The sequence below is a fragment of the Acerihabitans sp. TG2 genome, from assembly GCF_035013185.1.
Taxonomy (GTDB): Bacteria; Pseudomonadota; Gammaproteobacteria; order Enterobacterales; family Enterobacteriaceae; genus Acerihabitans.
This window is the reverse complement of record NZ_JAYGJO010000004.1, coordinates 83,458-106,346: the sequence shown is the minus strand read 5'-3', so window position 1 is coordinate 106,346 and position 22,889 is coordinate 83,458. Positions and strand designations below refer to the sequence as shown.

Genomic DNA, 22,889 nt, shown 5'->3' with positions numbered 1-22,889 from the left:
GTTATTTATTCTTACTATTGGCCAAGCGTTTGGCGGCATGCCGTGCCAGCAGGACATAAGCGCTGGCGCCGATCAGCATGGCAATGGCCAGAGCGCAGAGAGACAATAAGATGATATGTTGATTGGCATACCAAATAATCATCATGTACCACGGCATTTCCCCGCGCGGAAACTGCGTGCCGGCGCTAAAACTTCTCACACCGTTTTCATCATTAATCAACGAGATATCGCCACGCACGCCCGCATTTACCGTTGGCTGCTGCAAATCGCTGCCAAGGCGTGACAGTTGTTCACTATCGGTTGCTGTGACCATCACTACCACACGATTATTGTCCCAAGGCGACGCAAAACTCAGAAAGCCGCGCCAGGCATTGGTGGATGACAAATACCGGTCTGCTTCGATGCCTTGTCGGAAAAACTCGCCCGAAAAATAGCCTTTAAGCCTATTGGTCAGAGACTCTTCTTTTATCGTCAGCAAGCCATCGCGCATTTCAAACGGCGACCTGGGCAATAGCGCCTGCACGAGTTTATTTTGTTTGAGAGATGCAAATACCAGAATATCTTTATCCGCTAACTGCGCCATATCATCATCCTGCAGGCCGATGCGAACCTGCGCATGGGTCAGCGGGATACCGGTGGCATTGCCTGCGCGAGCCGCCATGGCCAGCAGCGTAGCGATTTCAGCTGCTTGGGGTTTGGCGGGGAGTAGCATCTCGGTTTGTGAAAAGTCCGCCAGACGGCTAAAAGGAAATGACGCACCGATGTAATAAGATAAATTTGGCAGCAAGGTAAAATGATGGGTATTGCTCAGGTCGATAGTGGAGTCAGGATCAATGCGACTTTTGATATTGTTACTGGTCAACAGACTGCAAGGGGCATTCGCTTTCGGTTTGAGCGAGAAGTAAAACTCCATTTGATTATCGCCATAAATCAAATAAGGCGCCAACTGCAGCGTGAAGCGCTCCTGACGGGTATCGCCACCGAACTTGCGCCAGGCGGACTCCACCAGACCATGCTTGTTAACGGGCAGGTTGCGCAAAAACGTGCCGTTAAGCGTAACACTCAACTGCGACCGATCTTCATCGATCCAGCTTTCAGTAGGGAAACGGTAACCGATCGACACTGGAATAAACCGACCGTCCCACATAAATAAATCCGGCGCGGCGCGAAAACCAATGCGAATACTGTCATGGTAGAGACCGTTGACGGTCAGCGCATTAGTGTTTTGCGCCAGATCTTTTAGGTATACCGGTTTGGTGGTGTTGATCCAGCGTGGCGCATCATAAGGTTGACGCAGCGGGATCGCCTGGTTTTGTACCTCTACCACATCCTGTTTAGCCGGCAACGGTGATGAAATCAGCCGATAAGTGGCCTGACGCAGCTCAGTATCGTTGCGTCCGATCACCAGCAGCAATTTGAAAACCGGATTGAGCGGATTATCGATTATCGCCAGCGTCGGGCCGGATACATTAGGCAAGATAATGCCGGCGATTTTTTCACCGGGCGCGCCAAATACAATACCATTTTGTGCCGGGATATCATCCAGATGCACCGGAAAATCGACGTTACGGTAGTTCGAACGAATACCAAAATAGGACGCGAGCATACTGGCGGCCTGGACGGCATCTGATTTGACGTTTTGACCAAAGATAAACGCCACCGACGAACTCTTCATGGATAATGGATCGTAAAATGGCCGGGGGAAGCGGCTTAAATCGCGGCCGGTATCCAGGATCTGGCTACTGAGTTGCAAACGGCTGGTGGGCAGAACGGTGACCCAATATTTGTCGGTAGAATCCGGTTCGCACTGTAGGGTATTTTCATCATTGACACTAAAACTCAGATTGTTATTACTGACGATCATCGCCGCCGGAATATCCAATTGATAGACATTATTGGTCGCGTTGGCCTGGTTTAAGGCCACACTGCCTAAGTCTTGGCCGTTGAGCATCAACTGCAGGTTAGTATCCCTGGCGGCCAGCGCGGGAGAGACTTTCAGCGCCAGGTATAAACGTGCGCTGACAACCACCTGATCAAGCGGCAGGGAGAATGCAATCCCCGATTGCAACTGGCCGCCACCGAGCGTAAGGCCGTTTGGCTGGCCCATATTGGTGACGCTGATGCTGTCGTCGCTGAGGGTATTGACTAACGCCAACGGGTTATCACCCGTCGGATCCGCTGTTGGGGTGGTCGGCGGCGCGAATTGAACCACCGGCGGCGGGAAGTCCATAGGCAAACCGTTGGCCTGCAGCGTAGATCCGCCCGCTTGATTGGCGACGGTCTTGTCCTGCGCGCTGGAATTCGCCGTTGGCAATGCCACACCATCCTGCGAGGACAACGCCGATGCAGGTATATGATCAGCCGGGGTGTCCGCAGCGGCATACGCCGTTGAACTCATGCTACCGATGACGGCAAACAAGATGAAACAGTCGACTATTTTCCTGATCAGAAGTGGCATTCGGTTGATTCCGTGTGATCTTAGAGAACGTCGCCAGAGGCATGGGACTTGGCATGCTTTCTTTTCTGGCCGCGTTCTTTCCAGGTATTGTAAAAAAATTCGAATACGCACCGGACTATAGTGGCGAAAGAGTGCAGTGGCCGATCTTTCGGATGAGGTGGCACTATCCAGGCATCTGCCCGGGCAAGCACCACCCGCACCAGTTCACGGCGTTTTTCCAACGACATCTCTTCAAACATCAAACGGATAACGTTGGCATCGGCCTCGATCATACTGACCGGGATACAGACCGCACCGGATTGCAGGCGTAACTCAACTTCTTCTATTTTATCATGTAGATAGTGATCATCGGGTGTTACCAGCTTCAGTCCACCCATCGACAGATCGAGGGTTTCGGTTCGGGCAGAAATACCGCTGGAAAAATAGATGATTGCGGGGATTTTCACGTCGATGCGAATGGTTTTACGCACCTGACGCGTCTCTTTTGCCACGGCAATCGCCGCCAGCAGAATGATGACGCTGAGCGATGCCCACACCACGTTGAGCAAGATAACCCGCGGATCGACGTTAAAATAGTCATTCATCACCGCCCGCACGATCCCGGTGGCAATACCGATCATCAATAATACCGCCACGATCACATGGGGTTTAACAATATGAAAATCGAAGAAACCCACATCCAGTAGACCGCCTTTATCCGTGACGTTAAATTTGCCGTGTTTGGGCGAAATCAGGGTGAGCATGGTGGGGATAACCAAATGGAATGCCATCACTGTTTCGTAGATTTCTCCCCAGAAGGTATAACGAAATCGCCCGTTCATCCGGGAGTTGATATAAATGGCTAAAAACAGGTGCGGCAGTACATATGCAAAGATGGTGCTGGCCGACGAGGCAATAATGTTTTGGTTAAACAGTAAATAAGCCAACGGCGCGGTAAGGAACGCCACACGAGGCAAACCATACTGGAAATGCAGCATCGCATTGAGGTAGCACAACCGCTGTTGCCACTTCAGACCCCTGCCAAACAACGGGTTATCCATGCGAAATATCTGGGTCATACCACGCGCCCAGCGGGTACGTTGAATAACATGCAGCCCCAGGCGTTCGGTGGCCAGACCGGCCGCCAGTGGAATGGATAAAAAAGCGGAGTTCCAGCCGCGACGCTGCAATTTCAAGGCCGTATGGGCATCTTCGGTGACGGTTTCCACCGCGAAACCCTCAATCTCATCGAGCGCGCTGCGGCGAATTACCGCACATGAACCGCAAAAGAACGTGGCATTCCAATTATCATTGCCCTGCTGTACCGGGCCATAGAACAGCGCACCTTCATTAGGGATGTCGCGTGCTGCCGACAGATTGCGTTCAAACGGGTCCGGAGAATAAAAATGGTGGGGTGTTTGAATCAGTGCCAATCGATCGTCGATTAAGAAGCTGCCAACGGTCGCCTGGAGAAAACCCCGGGTTGCGACGTGGTCGCAATCAAAAACGCAGATATACTCGCCTTTGGTTACGGTCATGGCATGGTTAAGGTTACCGGCTTTGGCATGATTATTATCGTTACGAGTAATATAGCCGACCCCGGCAGCGGCGGCGAAAACGGCAAATTCACTGCGTTTGCCATCGTCGAGGACATAGATCCTCATCTTGTCGCGCGGGTAATCGATACACTGCGCTGCCAGGACTGTATCGCGCACCACGTCCAGATTTTCGTTGTAAGTGGGCACATAAACATCTACCGTCGGCCAGGTCGATGGGTCATCAGGCATTGGCTCAATGTTACGTTTTAACGGCCACGTGGTTTGCAAATAACCTAATACCAGAATAGTCCAGGCATAGAGTTCGGCAATAAATAAGCCAATTCCCAATACTGCTTCAATTACTGAATTAAAATGTAGCGTTTCGGTGGCGCGCCAATATATGTAGCGGGTTGACATCAAAAAAGACATCACCACCATAATTACACTGATTAAATGGCTTTTACTGATACCGAGCAGCAATATTAACCCAATGCTGAACAGCCCAAAAATGTATTGTTTATCGCTATCCATCGGAGTGATAACGATCACCATGGCGACCGGCAATAATAATAGAAGCAAAAAAGAAAAGAGTAATTTATTCATGCCTGGCCCCGAACATTTTATTGAACGCCATGATGAGGTGCAGAGTAGATTTCTCCGTCACCTACTGTGATCCCGATGATGGCACTTACTTTTTTACTGATAAGCTCAATATCAAACGCGGCGGCAGAGACTGGACTAAACTCAATGATCGAACGTTGCGAGGCGTTGGCTTCCGGTACACACTCGTCGCGATGGATAGTGCCTAATAACCTATCCCCCAAACGCTGCTCAAAGAATTGTGATACGTCGCGGCTGAGATTTCTACGCATATCGTTTTGGTTAACAACATAATATTCCCCTAGTTTGTCGTTCATTGCTGAACCGAGAAATTTATGATTTTCCATTTGCGGCAGTAAGGAGAGCGATGCGGTATCTGCCAGCATCACCGTAATGTGCATATCAGCGATCGGCTTGATGGCTTTCAGTGCGGGTGCCGGGCCGGGGGGAAAATCTGCAATAATCACCAGACCCGGATAATTCAATACGGTGTTCAGGCCACGTTGCAGAAAATGTGCATCGTGGCTGAGGGCATATTCAAACGCCAGACGCTGTTGTTCTTCAACCTCGCCATAAGGTAGGACAAATAAATTGGCATCTGCCTTCAGGATAAATTGGCTCCAGTCCACTGCAGTGGTGGCCTCAGCCACATATCCCCGGGAATCGGAAATGGGTACACCGAAATGCAATCGCAGGGCATTTTGCACATCAAAATCAATAACCAGCACTTTGCTGCCGCTGCGAGCCAAAGCATAAGCCAAATTAGCGCTAACGGTGGTTTTACCCACACCACCCTTCGGTGAACAGACACAAACTAACGGCATAAAGCAATATTCTCTAAAAGAAGGGCAAGGGACATATCCCGCGTCGGCGTTATCCCTGCCGGCAAATGAGATTTCCGATTAAATAACGTCGTAAAGCGTTTGGTATCTCCCGATCGGGCAGGTGATGAGGTCCGGGGCGGTAAGCCGGATGGCGAGCGCAACGGGGTCTGCGCCACCACGGGGGGGGCTGGGGTGAAATCCTGGCGACTCGCGGTTTCGAATAGCGCATTCACCTGACTTTTGAACTCCGGTGCCGCCGTTGGCCGCTCGATGGCTTGATTCCCCAACATAGGATGTAACGTGTTGCTCGGGCCGGAAACCGAGAAATTCCCAACATTCGCGCCAGAACCAGCCGCGTCGACCGCCGGCGGCATAACCTTGCTCAGTGCGCTCAACAACGGTGAGGTGAGCGGTTGTTCACGTGTCGGGGCAATTGATTCGCCAATCGCGTTGAGCAGACCTGGATCTTGGTGAGCTCGGAACGGTGGTTGCACTGGCTCGGCCTGAGCGAAGGATGAAGCACTAAACTCTTGATGTGAAACCGGCGTCGGCGTGGGTTGAGTGGAACGGCCATGATCCAAAGGATGAAATGGCTCATCGGCGGTGGCAACTTGCTTAATGATGGCCCAATTGTTGGCTGTATTATTTGGATGGTTTTCAACGATTTCTTTATAATCAATGCCTTCCAAATTTAGCTTTTCTTTAAATCGCTTAATATCGTCATAATTATTCATTCTCAACCTCACGCGAAAAAGAGACCTGTCGTACCATTAGACATCACTGTCCTGCAAAGTACCGGCACTCATCGCGAGTCTTTGTCTTGATTTTGGCTCAGCAAAGATAAATGAGGTCACCTATATAAATTAATACAAGTTTCATTTTTTTACAAAGTTAAATCATCAGAAATAGAGTGTTGCGTGCCGCGAATAATGTGTTCTATGTGTGGACGATGGGTAAAATAAACGTAACCATATAAAAATCAGCCACCTTTTAGATAGGGTTCAAAATCCATGAAGAATATCATTTTGTTATGATAAAAGTGCGTATCTATGCGGAACGACTGCAATAGCAATCTACATCAATCCACTTACATAGATAGGTATATTGACATCGCCAGCAGATTTTGATCTACACCGTCATTTTCAGATTATCAGGGATAATATGACGCTTATTCGCTCGGACCAGCCAACTGAAACAATGCCATATTCACATGACTGCTGGTACAACGCAAATTCCTCTGGGGAGTAAGCTAGCCTTTGTCTGTATTTTACCCAGACCAGGACGGGGTTGCCAGCGCGCATAGCCGATGAGGGCCGGTAAATAAAACCGGGTCCAGGGTAGGCAATCGCCGATTTTCTACACTATCGGAAAAATAAGCAATAAACCTAACTATTCCATACATAACTAGAGGCTGCTAATGGGCACGTTAGAAAGCAAATTCACATTGCGGCGCCGTTCCTGATGGCTATTTAACTATGGTTAACCCTTTATTTGACTATAGTATCATGTTGAATAACTGTGGCGATTATTTTCAGAATTTACTGAGTAAAATGTCGGTGTTATTTTGTTCTAATGGGTAAGTTATGAGCATGTTTTACTCTTCTTTCTTACCCCGGTTAAGGATCCACCGATGCAAAACTGTTCCCAAGGTCACTTATAAAATGTCATTGACTCAATCTGGCTGCGGCTTAACCATCGAAACAACGTTTACTCGATATACCTAGGTACTATCCAAATTGCCTGTTTTAAGGAACCAAAGCCAGTGTGAGATAGTATACATTAGTAGGTATAATCCTGCCGGACAGCCCGGCGGTGGGCCGCGATAGCAAACATGAGCGCATTGGAGAACATCTTGCGGATCAGACGATCATTAACGATTAAACAGATGGCGACCGTGTCGGGAGTGACGCTGGTCACAATTTGCATTTTTATCGTCATCCAGTTGTTCCATTTTGTGCAGCAACGTCGTGAGGATTATGCCCAACAGTTGCACAGTATCGCGTTGTCGGTGCAGTTACCATTATCTAATGCGGTGCTTAAAGGCGATGTGCCGCAGGCCGAGCGAATCCTGAATACGCTTAAGTCGGTAGGCATTTTGAGTCGGGCGGATGTTGTGCTAAGCAACAATGTTGAAGTACTGCACGCAGATTTTCCTCCTGAACGGCCGGTGCCGCGGCTAATCCAACGGCTATTCAGACTGCCGGTGGAGATCACACTACCGCTCTACGCGTTGCCAAAGTCGTCGCATCCCCGACCGTTGGCCTCATTGGAGTTGCGCATCGACCCCTACCGGTTGTATCAATTTATCGTCAGTGCCTTTTCCACCATGATGTCCATCTACATGCTATTGGCGCTGATCTTGACGGTGGCGATAACCTGGAGCATTAATCGTCTGATGGTGCATCCATTACGTGAAATCGCTCGCGAGTTGGAATTACTCTCGCCGCGAGATACCCCAAAGCACCAACTCTCATTGCCCAATATGCATCGTGACGATGAGTTGGGGGTTTTAGTCCGCAGTTATAATCGTAACCAACACATTTTGGGTGACATGTTCGAGGATATTAACCGTTTGTTGGCAGGTCGTGCCGAAACCGCGTTACCTAATAAAAATCTGTTTACTGCCATTCTGGATTCACAAATGGTCTTGCAACCTAAACAGATACCGTTTTGCCTTCTGGTGATTGAGATAGGAACGCTGCATGAAGCCACAGGTGTCCTGACGGAGGCGCAGCGGGGCGTGTTGTTAATGTCGCTAACCCGCCAGCTCATGCGGCATATGAGCGACACCTGTTTTCTCGGCCAGCTTAACCATAACGAATTTGCGGTGTTTGATACCCGCTGCCATAACGACTTTGAGGGGTTGCAGTTGGCACAAAGGCTGATGAAAAGTATTAATTCCCCTTTGACCATCGGCAGTCTGTCGCTACGTCCCGTTGCCAGTATCGGCATTGCCCTCAAACAACGACATGATGAATCCGCGCATCAACTTTTGCGACGCGCCACGTCGGCAATGATGTCCGCTCATGATAATGGTAAAAACCAAATTCTGTTTTTCGAGCCTAAACTAACCAAAATGGCCCATCGACGATTAACGCTGGAAAGCACCATCCTCGAGGGTATCGAGCGAGGGCGTTGCGCGCTGTTTTTCCAACCACAAGTGGATATCCGCAACCGGCAGTTGATTGGCGCGGAGGTGTTGTTGCGCTGGCGGCAAGATGACGGCAACTATTCACTGCCGTCGGATTTTATCAGCGGGGCGGAAGATACGGGTGCCATGGTGCCTTTGGGAAACTGGGTACTGGACGAGGCTTGCCGGGTATTGGCGCAATGGCAACAGCAGGGTGTTCATATTCCCTTGTCGGTCAATATTTCCGCCAAGCAGTTGCAGCAATCAAACCTGGTGGTGCTGCTTGACACGCTGTTAAAGCGCTACAATATCAATGCGTCTCAGTTGGTTTTGGAAATAACCGAAACCGCGCAGATCAGTGAATTTGATTACTCCCTTAACCAACTGCGCCAGTTGCATGATTTAGGCGTATTAATTGCTTTGGATGATTTTGGTATGGGGTATGCCAGCCTGTATTATCTAGACCGACTGCGCAGCCTGCCTATCGACCTGCTGAAAATTGACCGAAGTTTTATTGAGGGCATACCGGATGACACGGTTATGCTGCGTATCGTCAGCGCTATCGCCGAGGTGTTGGCTTTGCCGGTAATTGCGGAGGGGGTTGAAACCGATGCGCAGTTGCAATGCCTGCTGGAAAATAACATAAGCTGGGGACAAGGTTATTTATTTGCCGAACCTTTGCCGCAGGGAGATTTTGAACAGCGTTTTTTGCATTTCGCCACCGTCTAGTTTCACCCTCGGGCCAAAAAACGCCCGAGAAATTACTTTACTTTCGTAACCCCCAACTGAAGCGTTTCAATTCTTACTTTTCTTTTCTGCTTACCGACATCGCTCCCGCGCTAGTGTAAACGTATGTATGCATAATTTAATGATTAACAAATCATTAATATTTATATCACTTTATCTACGTAATAACTCATTTTCAGCTAACAATAAGGTTGGTGGTATGAAATTCAACCCATTTAAAAGCCTCTATCTGCAAGTACTGGTTGCCATTGCGGCGGGTATCATGTTGGGTCATTTTTATCCGGAGCTAGGGGCGCAGATGAAGCCACTGGGGGATGGTTTTGTTAAATTAATCAAGATGATTATCGCCCCGGTCATTTTCTGTACCGTGGTCACCGGTATTGCGGGCATGGAAAGTTTGAAAGAAGTGGGTCGTACCGGGGCGGTGGCATTGCTCTATTTTGAGGTTGTCAGCACAATAGCGTTGATAATTGGCTTGATCATCGTCAATGTCGTGCAACCCGGCGCGGGCATGAATATCGATCCAGCCACGTTGGATGCCAATGCAGTGGCGATGTACGCCCATCAAGCCGAGCAACACGGGCTGATTGCCTTCCTGCTGGATATTATCCCCGGCAGTGTGATCGGCGCCTTCGCCAGCGGCAATATCCTGCAGGTTTTGCTGTTTGCCGTGCTGTTTGGTTTTGCCTTGCATCGTCTCGGTAGCAAGGGACAATTTATTTTCAATGTGATCGACAGTTTCGCCAAGGTTATCTTCGGTATTATCAATATGATCATGCGTTTGGCACCGATTGGTGCTTTTGGTGCCATGGCGTTTACGATTGGTAAATACGGTTTGGGTTCGTTGGTGCAATTGGGGCAACTGATTGCGTGTTTCTATCTTACCTGTGTTGTGTTTGTGGTGGTCGTGCTTGGCACCATCGCCCGGATCACCGGTTTTAACATTTTTTCGTTCATCAATTACATTAAAGAAGAGTTACTGATTGTGCTTGGCACCTCCTCCTCCGAGTCGGCATTGCCACGCATGCTGGATAAAATGGAACGCGTCGGATGTGAAAAATCCGTAGTGGGACTGGTGATCCCCACCGGCTACTCCTTTAATCTCGACGGTACCTCTATTTACCTGACGATGGCAGCGGTATTTATCGCCCAGGCCACCAATAGCCATATGGATATTATTCATCAGGTTACCCTGCTGGTGGTGTTGCTGCTATCGTCCAAAGGCGCGGCTGGCGTCACCGGCAGTGGTTTTATCGTGTTGGCGGCGACCCTTTCGGCGGTCGGCCATTTACCGGTGGCTGGTTTGGCGTTAATCCTTGGCATCGATCGGTTTATGTCCGAAGCTCGTGCGTTGACCAATCTGGTCGGTAACGGCGTGGCGACCATTGTTGTCGCAAAATGGTGTGATCAGTTGGACGAAACGCAAATGAACCAGGTGTTAAAGGCCAATAAAAAGATCCCCCGTCCCTCCTAATCTCTTGCTGCTTTTTTGACCCCTACTGTCGGCCTAGTCATCGTGCTATGGCCGGCAAATGCTTATTTTCCCCATTTTGTCGCGTTTTTTAACGCCACAGTACTATTTTCTCTCGTGCGGTGACATCCGCAACGGTCTGCGGTCTAACAACATGGTACACTTTGCGACACATTTTTTTCCGACAAAAAAAGGACGAATCGATGGAACGCACGGTAAACCGTCTGGATAAGATTCACCTATTTTAATGGGCAGTTATTGAGCAGGGGTTCACATGCAGGGCACCGGAATTCGTCTTTTTATGAGTGGAGTGTTACTGGCGACGGTGGGTGGCAATGTTCAGGCTGAAGCATTACAACCCGATCCCGCCTGGCAACAGGGTAAACTCAATAATGGCTTCTCCTGGCAAGTATTGACAACACCGCAACGGCCCAATGACCGTATCGAATTACGCTTGATGGTGAATACCGGCTCGCTGGCAGAAAACCAACAGCAGACGGGATATGCGCGTTTGCTGCCGCGCCTGGCGTTGACGCATAGTGAAACATTTTCCGCCGCGCAGCTTAAGTCGTTCTGGCAGCAAGCAGGGGAGCAAGCAGAAAATAATGTACACCCTCAGGCACCCGCGGTGGTCACTTATGATTACACGCTTTATAGCTTGAGCTTGCCCAATGGTCGCCCTGACGTGTTAAAAGACGCGCTTAAGTGGTTGATGAACACCGGCGGACATCTCACCATCAACTCCTCGGCGCTGCACACCGCGTTGCAGGGGGCGGACCCGGTAGCCACCGTGCCGATTGATCCACGCGGCGCGTGGTGGCATTATCGGCTGAAAGGTTCGGTGTTATTGTCCCATGATCCAAGTCAGCAGGCTCGTACACCGATCAATGTCCAGCAATTGCAGCAATTCTATCAGCATTGGTACACCCCGGACGCGATGACGCTGTATGTGGTGGGCAATGTGGATAGTCGCGCGCTTAATGAACAGATTGTCAAAACCTTCTCCTCCCTTAAGGGCCGGCGCGAGACGCCATCCACCCTGCCGACCTTATCGCCACTGGTGGCACAACCGGTCAGCCTGATAGGTGAAGGTGTCAAGGAAGACAGTCTGAAATTGGTGTGGGATACGCCTTGGCAGCCGATTCACGATTCTCGTGCCTTAAACCGTTACTGGCGTAGCGATTTGGCGCGTGAGGCGCTGTTCTTGCATATTCAACAGGCGATGAATCACAACAACCTCAAACCCACTAACCTGCGTTTTGATTGTAATGTGCATTACCAACGCGCCCAATGTGCGTTGCATATTGATACGTCGGCAGAAAATTTAACCCCGGCCATGACCTTTGTTTCACACGAGTTGGCGAATCTGCGCAACAACGGGTTAAGCCAATCGGAATTCGATGCGCTGATGACGCGCAAGACGGCTGAGCTGGGCACATTGTTTGCCACTTATGCCCGCATGGATACCGATGTATTGATGCGTCAGCGCCTGCGATCACAGCAAAACGACGTGGTGGATATCGCCCCGGAACAGTATCAAAAACTGCGTAATGAGTTCCTGACCAAGCTGACGCTGGAGATGCTTAATCAGGAGCTGCGCGCCCGGCTATCGCAAAACGCTACGCTGGTGCTGATGCAGCCCAAAGGTGAACCGGAAATCAATATGAAGGCGTTGCAGGAGACCTACGAGCATATTATTGCACCTGGACCGCAGCCGTCTTCTGTGGATGAAAGTAAACCGGACGTCACGGATATTCCTCCCCAATCTTGAGGCTGATGAGCCCGTCGTGTGAAGCATTATGCGACGGGCTGGTTATCTCTGCGATCAGGTAGGCCATGGTGTGTCCCGCCATTGCGCGGATGCACCGCTGGCGGACATCTACCGGACACCGCCTGATGTCCGGTACCTACGCAATCAGCTCGGCATCGCCTCGCGCGGAATGATGGCACCACGGTATTGAATGACGGTGCTGGCGGTCAGGTGGCCGGAGCGGGCTGCCGCTGCTGCGTCGCCACCAGTGAGGCGAATAGCGAGGTAACCGGCGCTGAATGAGTCTCCTGCTGCGGTGGTATCCACCACTTTTTCCTTCGGCAACGTGATCGCCGGCACCTCTATACGTTCGCCTGGCGCCGAGCTCACCAAGCATGAGTCGGCACCGCGCTTAATGACGATTTCCTGCACACCCCAGTCACGGGTACGTTCAATCACCTCATCTACCGGGCATTTGCCCCACAGCAGATCTTCATCGTCCAGGGTCAGAAATGCGATATCGGTATGTGACAAAATATCTCGGTAGGCTGAGCGCGCCTCTTCGTGGTCTTCCCATAGGCGCGGGCGATAATTGTTATCAAAGATAACTTTGCCGCCGTTGTCCCGGCACTCTTCTAATAGCGTTAGCAGGCGCTTACGGCTTTCGGTATTGAGGATGGCGATGCTAATACCGCTTAAATAGATATAGTCAAAACTAGCCAATTGTTGGCAAATGAGTTCAGTCTGCGCGCTTTCTAGCCAATAACGGGCAGCCGCGTCGTTGCGCCAATAATAGAATGTCCGTTCGCCGGTTTCATCAGTCTCGATATAGTATAAACCGGGCAAACGATCCTCCATCTGCTGGATCAAATCGGTGTTAACGCCCTCGCTTTCCCATGCCGTCATCATATCCTGGCTAAAATTGTCGATGCCTAGCGCGGTGACATAATGTACTTTCAGGACGTCGGAGTTGACCAGCCGCGCAATATAAACCGAGGTGTTCAGTGTGTCGCCACCGAAACCGCGTTTAACGTCATCGCCTTTTTGGGACAGTTCGATCATGCACTCGCCGATCACGGCAATATTTTTAGTTGTCATTAACAGCTGGCCTGTATGAGTGGGATAAAAAGAAAAGTATACCTACAATCTGTAAACTTGCAGGTATGTTGGCGGTACTCACCTGCAAGAATGGATCATCGTCTAGTCTCAACAGAATGTGGGTTTCAGTCAATAGCCACTGAAACGTTGTTTTATTTTTTATTTGCTAACGCGATATATTGAGCGAGCTACCCACCATCGACCCTACCCGGTTTAATGACTAACGCTATAGGAAATAAACGTTTTTTCCACATGTAGGTCACTACCCGCCGTCAGGCCAGCGATCCTCAACTATGATTAATGGGTTGAGACCATTAAAGAGGAAGAGTATCACCATGACCCGGACCAAAAAGACGATCTTGGGCGGCGTTGTTTTTCTGTTAGTGATTGTGGTTGCCAGCGTGATATTTATAGCCACCTTCGATTTTAATCGCCTGAAACCTCGGATCAATGCGACAGTCTCCGAGGCGTTGCATCGCCCCTTTGCCATCAATGGTGATCTTGGTGTGCAATGGGCGCGCCAGCAGGGTCAGGTGGGTTGGCGTGGATGGATCCCTTGGCCGCATCTGCATGCCGAGGATGTAGTGTTGGGCAATCCCGCCGAGATCCCCGGGGATTACACCGCCCGGTTGAGCCGGGTGGAGGCGAGTATTTCACCCTTAGCGCTACTGCATAAAGAGGTCTACCTGCCGCGGATTACCTTGGTGGGACCGGATGCTGAGCTAAAGCGACTGGTCAACGGCAAAAATAACTGGACCTTCAACCTGGTCAATAGCGATGCATCGCAGCAGAACGGCCCTCCCTCCGCCTGGTCTTTCGAGGTGGATGATATCGTTTTTGATCAAGCTAAAATGGTGTTTTCAGATCCCTTGACCCAGGCAGATATTCATATCACGCTAAATCCATTGGGTAAACCGGTCCCTTTTGCCGAGTTGGCCGGCGAGACTGACACCGATAAAGAGGCGGACGTTGCCGATTATATTTTCGGCTGGGAAGTCAGCGGCAAGTATAATAATCAACCCTTGAGCGGCGAAGGTAAAATGGGCGGTATGCTAGCCTTGCGCAGTGCCAATACCCCTTTCCCAGTGCAGGCGGATGTTCGCTCCGGTGAGACGCGTGTCGTGCTGCGGGGGACCGTTTTGGATCTGCTGAACTTGGGCGGCCTTGATTTACGCCTGAAACTGTCGGGCGACAACCTAGGCGATCTGCACCGGCTGACCGGGGTCGTGTTGCCGGACTCGCCGCCCTATACCACTGATGGCCACCTTATCGCCCGTTTCCAAGGCAAAGCGGGCGGCCGGTATCGCTATGAAAACTTCAATGGGAAAATCGGTTCCAGCGATATACACGGCAGCTTGACCTTTTTGCAAGGCAAGTCTCGACCGTTGCTAACCGGCGATGTGCTATCTAATAGCCTGCGCTTTGCCGATCTCGGGCCGCTAATCGGTTTCGATTCAGGTACTCAAACCGGTAAACAAAAAGCCAAAATCCAGTCGGTACAACCGGCGGATAAAGTGCTGCCCTACGAAAAGTTTGATACGACCAAATGGGCAACCATGGATGCGGATGTAAAATTCACCGGCAAACGGATCGAGCATGGTAAGAATCTACCGCTTAGCGATGTCTATACCCACCTTAAGCTCAATGATGGTGTACTGCGACTTGACCCTCTACGGTTTGGCATGGCGCGTGGCAATCTCAACGCTTCTATTCGCTTGGATGGGAACCAGACCCCCCTGCGCGGCCGTGCGGATGTGCACGCGCGGAGATTGCAGCTTAAGGCATTGTTTCCCGACGTCGAGGCTATGCGCAGCAGCATGGGGCAGTTGAATGGTGATGCACAGTTTACTGGAACGGGTAATTCTGTGGCCGCACTACTGGGCAGTAGTAATGGTCAGGTGCGGATCTTGATGAATGACGGCATGATCAGCCGCAATCTGATGGAGATTGCGGGTCTGAATGTAGGGAATTATGTGGTTGGTAAATTGTTTGGCGACGATCCGGTGAAGATCAACTGCGCGGCGGCAGATCTAGGTATACGCCATGGGTTGGCAACGCCGCGGCTGTTTATTTTTGATACCGAAAATGCGGTGATTAAAATTGACGGTACGGCTAATTTTGCCAACGAACGGCTCGATCTGTCCATTAACCCCAATAGTAAAGGCGTTCGCATCGTCACGCTACGCTCGCCATTATACGTGCGCGGTACCTTTAAACATCCTGACGCCGGGGTTAAATCGGGGCCATTGATAGCCCGCGGTGCGGCGGCGTTGGTCCTGGGGGCGGTACTGACGCCGGCGGCGGCCTTGCTGGCGCTGATCGCACCGAGCGGTGAGGAAAATCAGTGTGCGCCAATCCTGCGCGAAATGCATAACGCTAAATAAGCCTTCCCTACCGCGACTGGCGCGTTCGGGGTGGGTTCAGTCCAGAATAGTGCAGTTATGATCTTGGATTTCTTCGGCAGAGGCCATGTTGAGGCGCAGCAGATCACGCTTGACCGCCAGTAGCACATAGGTTCCGTGGGTGAGTTGCGCCATCGCCAGACCATAATCTCCCATGTCGCCTGCCGCCGCCGGCACTTCCCGTGCCAGCATCAGGAAGGGACTCTGTGCCGCCAGTTCAGCGGCGCTGACACGTTTAGCCAGATAAGTATGCCCGACTAAGGCGGTGGGCAGTGCGTGCCAGTGGACGCCGATGGCGCTGGCTTCGCGGTCCAGTTGCTGGCGTACGTCGGGGCGCAGACAGGAAATATGAATATGCAGTTGATTTTGCGTCCGTCCCGCGGGGGAATTAATCGCCAGTGCGATCGCGCTATCCGGGATCGGCGCGTCGTGTTTTTCAACCAGATAATGCCGAGCTTGCCAAGCGTCATTAAAGAAGTTGGCCGTGTTGTCCGCGAGCAGGCGCGGACTTTCAATGCCGGTTATTTTCTCCACCGGCATCAACAGATATTGTAGTGGCCCAATGAGATCTTTTAATACCACATAACCCGCCGCTAAATTGACCTCACGGCACGGTGCCGCCTGCCCATTGTGCTCTTGGTTTGGTACACACTTCTGGTTGACGATATGCCAGAGTGCGTCGGGATTGCCCGGTGATTGGCGATAATGGTAAATGCCAATGGTGATAACCGCCACCAGGAGGCAAATGCCAAACCAAATGGCGTACCGACGTTGCGACTTAAGCATTAATGATCTCCGGATGGCATAAAAAACGGGCGACCCCCAGTGAGCCGGGCCCGCGTTTATTTAGCCGGCCCGGCTCCAGCAGTGTATGCCAATCGGGTTGCGGCCATATTACAATGATTGATGCTGCGTTTCATGGGTAGCCAATAGGGCCAGTAACGTCAGTGTCGCCATGGACGCCAAATAAACCCCGACATAAAACAAACCGTAATGAACGGTCAACCAGGCCGAAATATATGGCGCCACGGACGCACCGATAATTGAGGCGACATTGTAGGAAAATGACGCACCGGTATAACGCACCTCGGTTGGGAACAGCTCGGGTAGCAGCGCGCCCATTGGCCCGAAGGTCAACCCCATCACAATAAAACCGCACAGCAAAAACGCCATCACCAGCCAGGTGTTGCCAGACCCGAGCATGAAAGGGAATACCAGGGCAAAAATGATGATCACTAAAGTGACGGTAATCATGGTCTTACGGCGACCAAAGCGGTCTGCTAATTGCCCGGAGACCGGAACCAGCAGCCCAAAACCGATCACGCCGACCATTAACATCAACAAGAAATCATTGCGGGAAAAACCCAGGCCCAATGGTTTTGGCGTGGTACCGAAGCTCAACGAATAGACCGTCATGATGTAAAACAGCGTATAGGTGGCCACCATAATAAAGGTACCAAGGATGGTCACTTTAAGATGTTTGCTAAACAGCGTACCGATCGGCATGCGCACCTGCGCCTTAGCCTGGGCGATTTTGGCAAAAACCGGGGTTTCGTGTAGCGATACCCTGACATACAGCCCAATTAATACCAGCGCCGCTGATAAAATGAAGGGTACACGCCAACCCCAACTGATGAACTGCTGATCGGTAAGCAACCAGGACAGCAGCAAAAACATGCCGTTGGCAAAGAAAAAACCGATGGGCGCGCCCAACTGAGGGAATGAGCCATACAGGGCGCGTTTGTGGGCGGGTGCGTTTTCCGTTGCCAGCAATGCCGCACCACCCCATTCACCTCCCAAACCCAGTCCCTGGCCAAAACGCGCCAGCGCCAGCAGGATCGGCGCGAAGATGCCGATAGTCTGATAACCGGGCAACAGGCCAATCAGCACAGTAGAAATACCCATGGTCAGCAGTGACGCCACCAGCGTCACCTTGCGGCCCACCCGATCACCAAAATGGCCGAACAGTGCCGAACCAATGGGTCGTGCCACGAAGGCGATGGCAAAGGTTGCCAACGATTGCAGCGTGGCGGCGGTGGGATCGCCTTGAGGGAAAAAAATATGCGGGAACACAATCACTGCCGCAGTAGCGTAAATATAGAAATCAAAAAATTCTATGGCGGTGCCGATGAGCGACGCCACGATCACTTTACTGCGTGAGTTGACCGGGGCGGACGCGGCGTTGGATTCGAGGGTGGATGCGATGGAGGCTGGCATGATATGTCTTATTGTTCAACATTGTAAAAGAAAGGCATCTTAGACAGAGAAAAACGCATTTTCAATGACGTATTTTTAACCAAAACCTCCCATTTAGGGGCTAACAGCACAATATATTCCACAGCCGCCATTTTAACCGTGGTAAGCGCGTGACATAACTGTTTCCGCAGTGTTAAACCCTGCGATCGGGGTAAAGAAAAGCGTTGAGCAAGTGCTATATGCTGAATTATCTATTAACATTGTTAAAAACCAGTCATAACAGCTGCTTTTGTCAGGATTTACTGAAAGAATAAACCAGTAATGCGGTCGTTAGCGCCATTAGATAAGGTGCCGATCCTGTTCGCGGTAATACCCGCCGGTTGGCGCGGGGGAGAGGGCGCTCCTGTCGTGTCGCGCTGGTGGGGGCCTCTGCCGGCATGAACACGTCGTCATGACTGGAATTGTTGCCGCTGCTTCCACTGGATGGCGGATGCGGATTTTTGTCTGGATCTGCCGGGGCGGTGGCAATCCAGGCTGCGCAAAACAGGGTAAGGCGAGCAAAGAAATAGAAGAAGGCCATCAAACCAATAACCGAACCGAAAGCCGCTCCCGAGGGCGATGTGGCCAATTTTGGCAAGCTAATGGTCATAATAAATTTGATCGCCTCAAAGCCGATGGCCGCCAGCAGAGCCCCGCGAAAGATGGCTTTACCATGAGACTTATGGCGTGGAATGACCCAGAAGATCCACAGGAACAACAGATAATTAGCAATGATGGAAATGGTCAGTCCGATAATCGTCATGGCCGGTCGTAGCCACTCCAGAGTGTCCAGTCCAAGAGCTGTTACGATGGTGTCTTGTGCGACGCCGGCAATGGAGGTCAGGGATAGGGTAACCATCAGCGCCACGATGAGCCCGATTAAGGAAACGAGATCACGTAAGTATTTATAGTAAAACTTCTCCTCGTCCTGAGGATTGCGTTCCCACTCTTTGCGCAATTGGGCTCGAATGGCCTCGCGCAGGTTACCCACCCAGTTTAATCCAGAATAAAGCGCAATCAGCAGGCCGGTAATACCCACCGTTGTTCGTTGCGCAATCGCGGTGTTGACGGCGTTTTTCAGTGTATCCGCCAGAGTCTGGTCACTGATGCTATCGGCAATTTTATTGATCAGGTTGGTGAGAATATCGGGATTGGAAGCCAGAAAAAACCCAAAACCGGCAAAGGTCACCATTAATATGGGGATCATCGATAAAAAGGAGAAATAAGTAATCGCCGCGCCGAATTGGCTGCCCATGCGATCGTTAAACCGTTCCACTGCGCGAATGATATGTGCTACCGGCGGGTAGGCGCTGATCTTTTCAATGAAACGTCGCGAACATTGGGCAGCGTTATCTACCCGGACGATACCAGTGTGGATATGGCTGCCCGGCGGGCTTTTTTTTAACGGTTGAGTGGGCGCTGTTGAGCGCGGTTTTCCGGCCATGAACCCTCCCTGACGCGTATCAAGCTATCATGTTATCTAACAAATTATAGATAAGTATGAATAAAAGGAGGGGGGCATTTTTCAGCGATCGGTCGGCCACAACCAGGCTGCACCACGAACGCCGCTTGAGTCGCCATGGACGGCCTTGCGGATCGGTGTTTCGCACTCGCCGCCGAACACCCACTGTCTGACCAGTGCGGGCAGGGTATGGTAGAGACGATCGACATTGCTCATCCCGCCACCCAGTACCACCACATCCGGGTCTAACAGATTGATCACCTGCGCCAGCGATTTGGCCAGACGCTGTTCATAGCGACCAAGCACCGCGTCGGCGAGACCGTCGCCTGCCGTCGCCAGGCGGATGATTTCCGCACCGGCCAGGGGTTTGCCGCCCATACGTGCATAATCGAGGGCGAAACCCGTACCGGAAATAAACGTCTCGATACAACCTTGTTTGGTGCAATAACAAGCAACCTCCCGCGCATGACGGCGTTCGTCCTCATCCTGCCAGGGCAGGGGATTGTGTCCCCATTCCCCGGCGATACCATTCCCTCCGGTGTGAACGTGGCCGTTAATCGCCAGTCCGGCTCCGCAACCGGTACCGATAATGACGGCAAACACGGTCGCGGCACCGGCGGCGGCGCCATCGGTCGCCTCAGAAACCGCCAGACAGTTGGCGTCATTGGCGATGCGCACTGGCCGCCCGAGCAAGGTGGTCAAGTCTTGGTCCATGGGTTGGCCATTCAACCAGACCGAATTGGCATTTTTCACCCGATGGGTAAAAGGCGACAAGGTGCCCGGTATGCCGATACCGATGCTGCCTCGTTCGCCGGTGGCCTGTTCGGCGGTGTCAATCAATGCCGCGATGGCCCTTAGGGTCTGGCCATAATCATTGCGGGGTGTTGCCACTCGTTGCCTGAACAGCACGTTGCCATCCACCGCCAGCGCGACAACTTCAATTTTTGTTCCACCCAGATCGATTCCGATGCGCATCCTTCTCTCCTTGATGAATTTCCAGCCAACATGAGAAGCTTCACCCACACCCATGTCACCAAAACCTGCTTAGTTGCAAAAACTATGATAGATCCCCGGTGTTAGGCAACTACTTTCTCCCGTCATGTTGCATCGATCGGCGCAAACACTGGGTCTGGTGTGCACTCTGTCGCAAAGGCAGATTAGATAATTTTTCCTTGCGATAAGCTCCATGTAGACAATAGTTTACATATATTTGACGATAGCTGATTTTTTTAACCTTTAACCCTATTGAATTAACTGGGATGCCAGTGTCATCGGGTTATCGCCGATAGGTAGGCGCGATAAAGATTAAGTCATTGTTAAAAATAGCTTTTAACTACTCTCATCAGTACGTAAACGTATCGGATTGTTTAACCGATCGGATGCCGTTATCTGGCTGCGCAAAAAAAAAACCGCCAAACGTCGTTAATAATAATTTGATAATAACAAAATGGCCGTGGAATTATTTAAAAAAACTTATTATTAACCAGAATTAGTATTAAGGCACCTTGGTGCTAATACAATTTTGATCTCGATAGTTAATTGCTTTTTTTGGAATTTAGTATTAATTATTAATTATATTACATATCTAAAATATGGTAAAGATCACTATCCTTTAAGAAAGATTTGAGCTAGGTTATAATTCACCACTCGTCATTGAGAATCAATATGACAAATTCAGCCGATAATAAACTGTCGCTATGGTCTCTAGCGGCCTTGGTTGTAGGATCGATGATTGGGGCCGGTATTTTTTCATTGCCCGCCACGTTTGGTCGTGCAACTGGAGGGTTTGGAGCGCTTATTGCGTGGGCTATCGCCGGTGGCGGCATGTTAATGCTGGCGTTTGTTTTCCAAATTCTGGCAGAGCGTAAACCAGAGCTTGACTCAGGCGTATTTATTTATGCCAAAGAGGGGTTTGGTAATTATCTGGGTTTTGCCGCGGCCTTGGGTTTTTGGGCCGGCACCTGTATTGGTAATGTTTCTTACTTCGTCCTGATTAAATCTACGCTCGGTGCCTTTTTCCCTATTTTTGGCGACGGGAATACCATACCGGCAGTATTGGTGGCCTCGGCCATTTTATGGGGTTTCCATTATTTACTGTTGAAAGGTGTTAAGGGTGCGGCATCAATAAATACCATTGCCACCTTCGCTAAAATTATCCCGATTGTGTGTTTCATTATCGTACTGATTATGGCATTCAAGCGTGATCTGTTTGTGCTGAATTTTTGGGGCAGTGCCAATGTGGCGAATCTAGGTGATTTGAGCCATTTAAATGACTATGGTTACGCCGGCCATGCCGCTCATGGGGTCGCTGCAGCAGCGACGGTGGCGGAACCGGAATCCTTGTTTGCCCAGGTGCGCAGCACGATGCTGGTTACCGTGTTTGTTTTCCTGGGGATTGAAGGGGCCAGCGTCTATTCCCGTTACGCCACCAAGCGCAGCCATATCGGGATCGCCACGGTGCTGGGTTTTATTGGTGTTCTGTGTCTACTGATGCTGGTGACCATGTTGTCGTATGGCGTGATGCTGCGGCCTGATCTCGCCGCGCTGCGTCAACCTTCCATGGCGGGGGTCATGGAGGCGGTCGTTGGGCGCTGGGGGGCGTTGTTTATTAGCCTGGGGCTGATTATTTCTGTACTAGGCGCTTATCTATCCTGGTCGCTATTGGCCGCTGAGGTGCTTTATTCCGCCGCCAAAAGTCAAAGTGTGCCCAAAGTGTTTGCCACCGAAAATGATCAGGCAGTACCGTTCGCCGCAGTATGGTTAACCAATATCACGATACAGGTGTTCCTTATCCTGACATTGTTCAGTACTTACGCCTTTCAGTTGGCCATTGAGTTAACCAGTTCATTAACACTGATACCTTATTTATTGGTGGCCGCTTATGGGCTTAAATTGGCTTGGACCGGTGAAAGTTATGCGTCTAACGATTGGCGTGAGCATAAAAAGGATTTGATTTTTGCCGCTATCGCCACTTTTTATGCGCTCTTAATGCTATATGCCGGAGGAATGAAATATATCCTGCTCTCAGCGGTTATTTATGGCCCTGGCACCATTCTTTATATTTGGGCGAAACGCGAGCAGAACGCTGAAATATTTAACCATTATGAAAAAATACTTTTTATCATCATCTTGATTGCGGCGATTGCAGCAATATGGAGTATCGCGACCGGTGTGATTTCGATTTAATTAACTGTG

Annotated in this window: 13 protein-coding genes and 1 pseudogene; 5 read left to right on the top strand and 9 right to left on the bottom strand. The window is 50.7% G+C overall.

Features of this window, described 5'->3' with window-relative positions; translation table 11 throughout:
- Nucleotide 1: 1 nt before the first annotated feature.
- From bcsB to SJI19_RS04965, 4 genes are read right to left on the bottom strand one after another with little or no spacing between them, the layout of a single operon-like run.
- On the bottom strand, nt 2–2,458 hold the full coding sequence (gene bcsB / locus SJI19_RS04980) for a cellulose biosynthesis cyclic di-GMP-binding regulatory protein BcsB (RefSeq protein ID WP_323477170.1): 2,457 nt from the start codon (nt 2,456–2,458) through the stop codon (nt 2–4).
- Between the two features lie 20 nt (nt 2,459–2,478).
- Nucleotides 2,479–4,578, bottom strand: coding sequence for a UDP-forming cellulose synthase catalytic subunit (bcsA, locus tag SJI19_RS04975; RefSeq protein ID WP_323477169.1), 2,100 nt, complete (start codon nt 4,576–4,578; stop codon nt 2,479–2,481).
- A gap of 17 nt (nt 4,579–4,595) precedes the next feature.
- Nucleotides 4,596–5,399, bottom strand: coding sequence for a cellulose biosynthesis protein BcsQ (gene bcsQ / locus SJI19_RS04970; protein ID WP_323477168.1), 804 nt, complete (start codon nt 5,397–5,399; stop codon nt 4,596–4,598).
- Nucleotides 5,390–6,133: a hypothetical protein gene (locus SJI19_RS04965; protein ID WP_323477167.1), complete on the bottom strand. Its 744-nt coding sequence runs from the start codon at nt 6,131–6,133 to the stop codon at nt 5,390–5,392. The genes bcsQ and SJI19_RS04965 overlap by 10 nt, the downstream gene beginning before the upstream one ends.
- A gap of 1,118 nt (nt 6,134–7,251) precedes the next feature.
- On the opposite strand from SJI19_RS04965, the gene hmsP reads away from it, so the two are divergent.
- The 3 genes from hmsP (at nt 7,252) to SJI19_RS04950 (ending at nt 12,518) form a co-directional block, all read left to right on the top strand.
- Nucleotides 7,252–9,258, top strand: a complete 2,007-nt coding sequence (gene hmsP / locus SJI19_RS04960; protein WP_323477166.1) for a biofilm formation regulator HmsP — start codon at nt 7,252–7,254, stop codon at nt 9,256–9,258.
- A 217-nt stretch (nt 9,259–9,475) separates the two neighbouring features.
- Nucleotides 9,476–10,750, top strand: coding sequence for a dicarboxylate/amino acid:cation symporter (locus SJI19_RS04955; protein ID WP_323477165.1), 1,275 nt, complete (start codon nt 9,476–9,478; stop codon nt 10,748–10,750).
- 271 nt (nt 10,751–11,021) lie between these two features.
- Nucleotides 11,022–12,518, top strand: a complete 1,497-nt coding sequence (locus tag SJI19_RS04950; protein WP_323477164.1) for a pitrilysin family protein — start codon at nt 11,022–11,024, stop codon at nt 12,516–12,518.
- A gap of 144 nt (nt 12,519–12,662) precedes the next feature.
- On the opposite strand, the gene SJI19_RS04945 is transcribed toward SJI19_RS04950, so the two are convergent.
- Entirely contained in the window at nt 12,663–13,595 is a 933-nt protein-coding gene (locus tag SJI19_RS04945; protein WP_323477163.1) for a sugar kinase, read from the bottom strand.
- A gap of 335 nt (nt 13,596–13,930) precedes the next feature.
- On the opposite strand from SJI19_RS04945, the gene SJI19_RS04940 reads away from it, so the two are divergent.
- Nucleotides 13,931–15,979: an AsmA family protein gene (locus tag SJI19_RS04940; RefSeq protein WP_323477162.1), complete on the top strand. Its 2,049-nt coding sequence runs from the start codon at nt 13,931–13,933 to the stop codon at nt 15,977–15,979.
- Between the two features lie 36 nt (nt 15,980–16,015).
- Here the strand turns inward: SJI19_RS04940 and SJI19_RS04935 are convergent, their stop codons facing one another.
- From SJI19_RS04935 to mak, 4 genes and pseudogenes are all read right to left on the bottom strand, one after another.
- Nucleotides 16,016–16,783 carry a CDP-diacylglycerol diphosphatase gene (locus SJI19_RS04935; protein WP_323477161.1) on the bottom strand — a complete coding sequence of 256 codons (768 nt, stop codon included), beginning with the start codon at nt 16,781–16,783 and terminating at the stop codon, nt 16,016–16,018.
- Nucleotides 16,784–16,891: 108 nt separating this feature from the next.
- A complete protein-coding gene (locus SJI19_RS04930) occupies nt 16,892–18,214 on the bottom strand; it encodes an MFS transporter (protein ID WP_323477160.1) in 1,323 nt (440 codons plus the stop codon).
- 478 nt (nt 18,215–18,692) lie between these two features.
- Nucleotides 18,693–19,676: pseudogene (gene yhjD / locus SJI19_RS04925) on the bottom strand (inner membrane protein YhjD); the annotation flags it as partial.
- Between the two features lie 81 nt (nt 19,677–19,757).
- Nucleotides 19,758–20,669 (bottom strand): fructokinase, encoded by a 912-nt coding sequence (gene mak / locus SJI19_RS04920; protein ID WP_323477158.1) that lies wholly within the window; start codon nt 20,667–20,669, stop codon nt 19,758–19,760.
- A gap of 690 nt (nt 20,670–21,359) precedes the next feature.
- On the opposite strand from mak, the gene SJI19_RS04915 reads away from it, so the two are divergent.
- A complete protein-coding gene (locus tag SJI19_RS04915; RefSeq protein ID WP_323477157.1) occupies nt 21,360–22,880 on the top strand; it encodes an amino acid permease in 1,521 nt (506 codons plus the stop codon).
- The last annotated feature ends 9 nt before the right edge of the window (nt 22,881–22,889 follow it).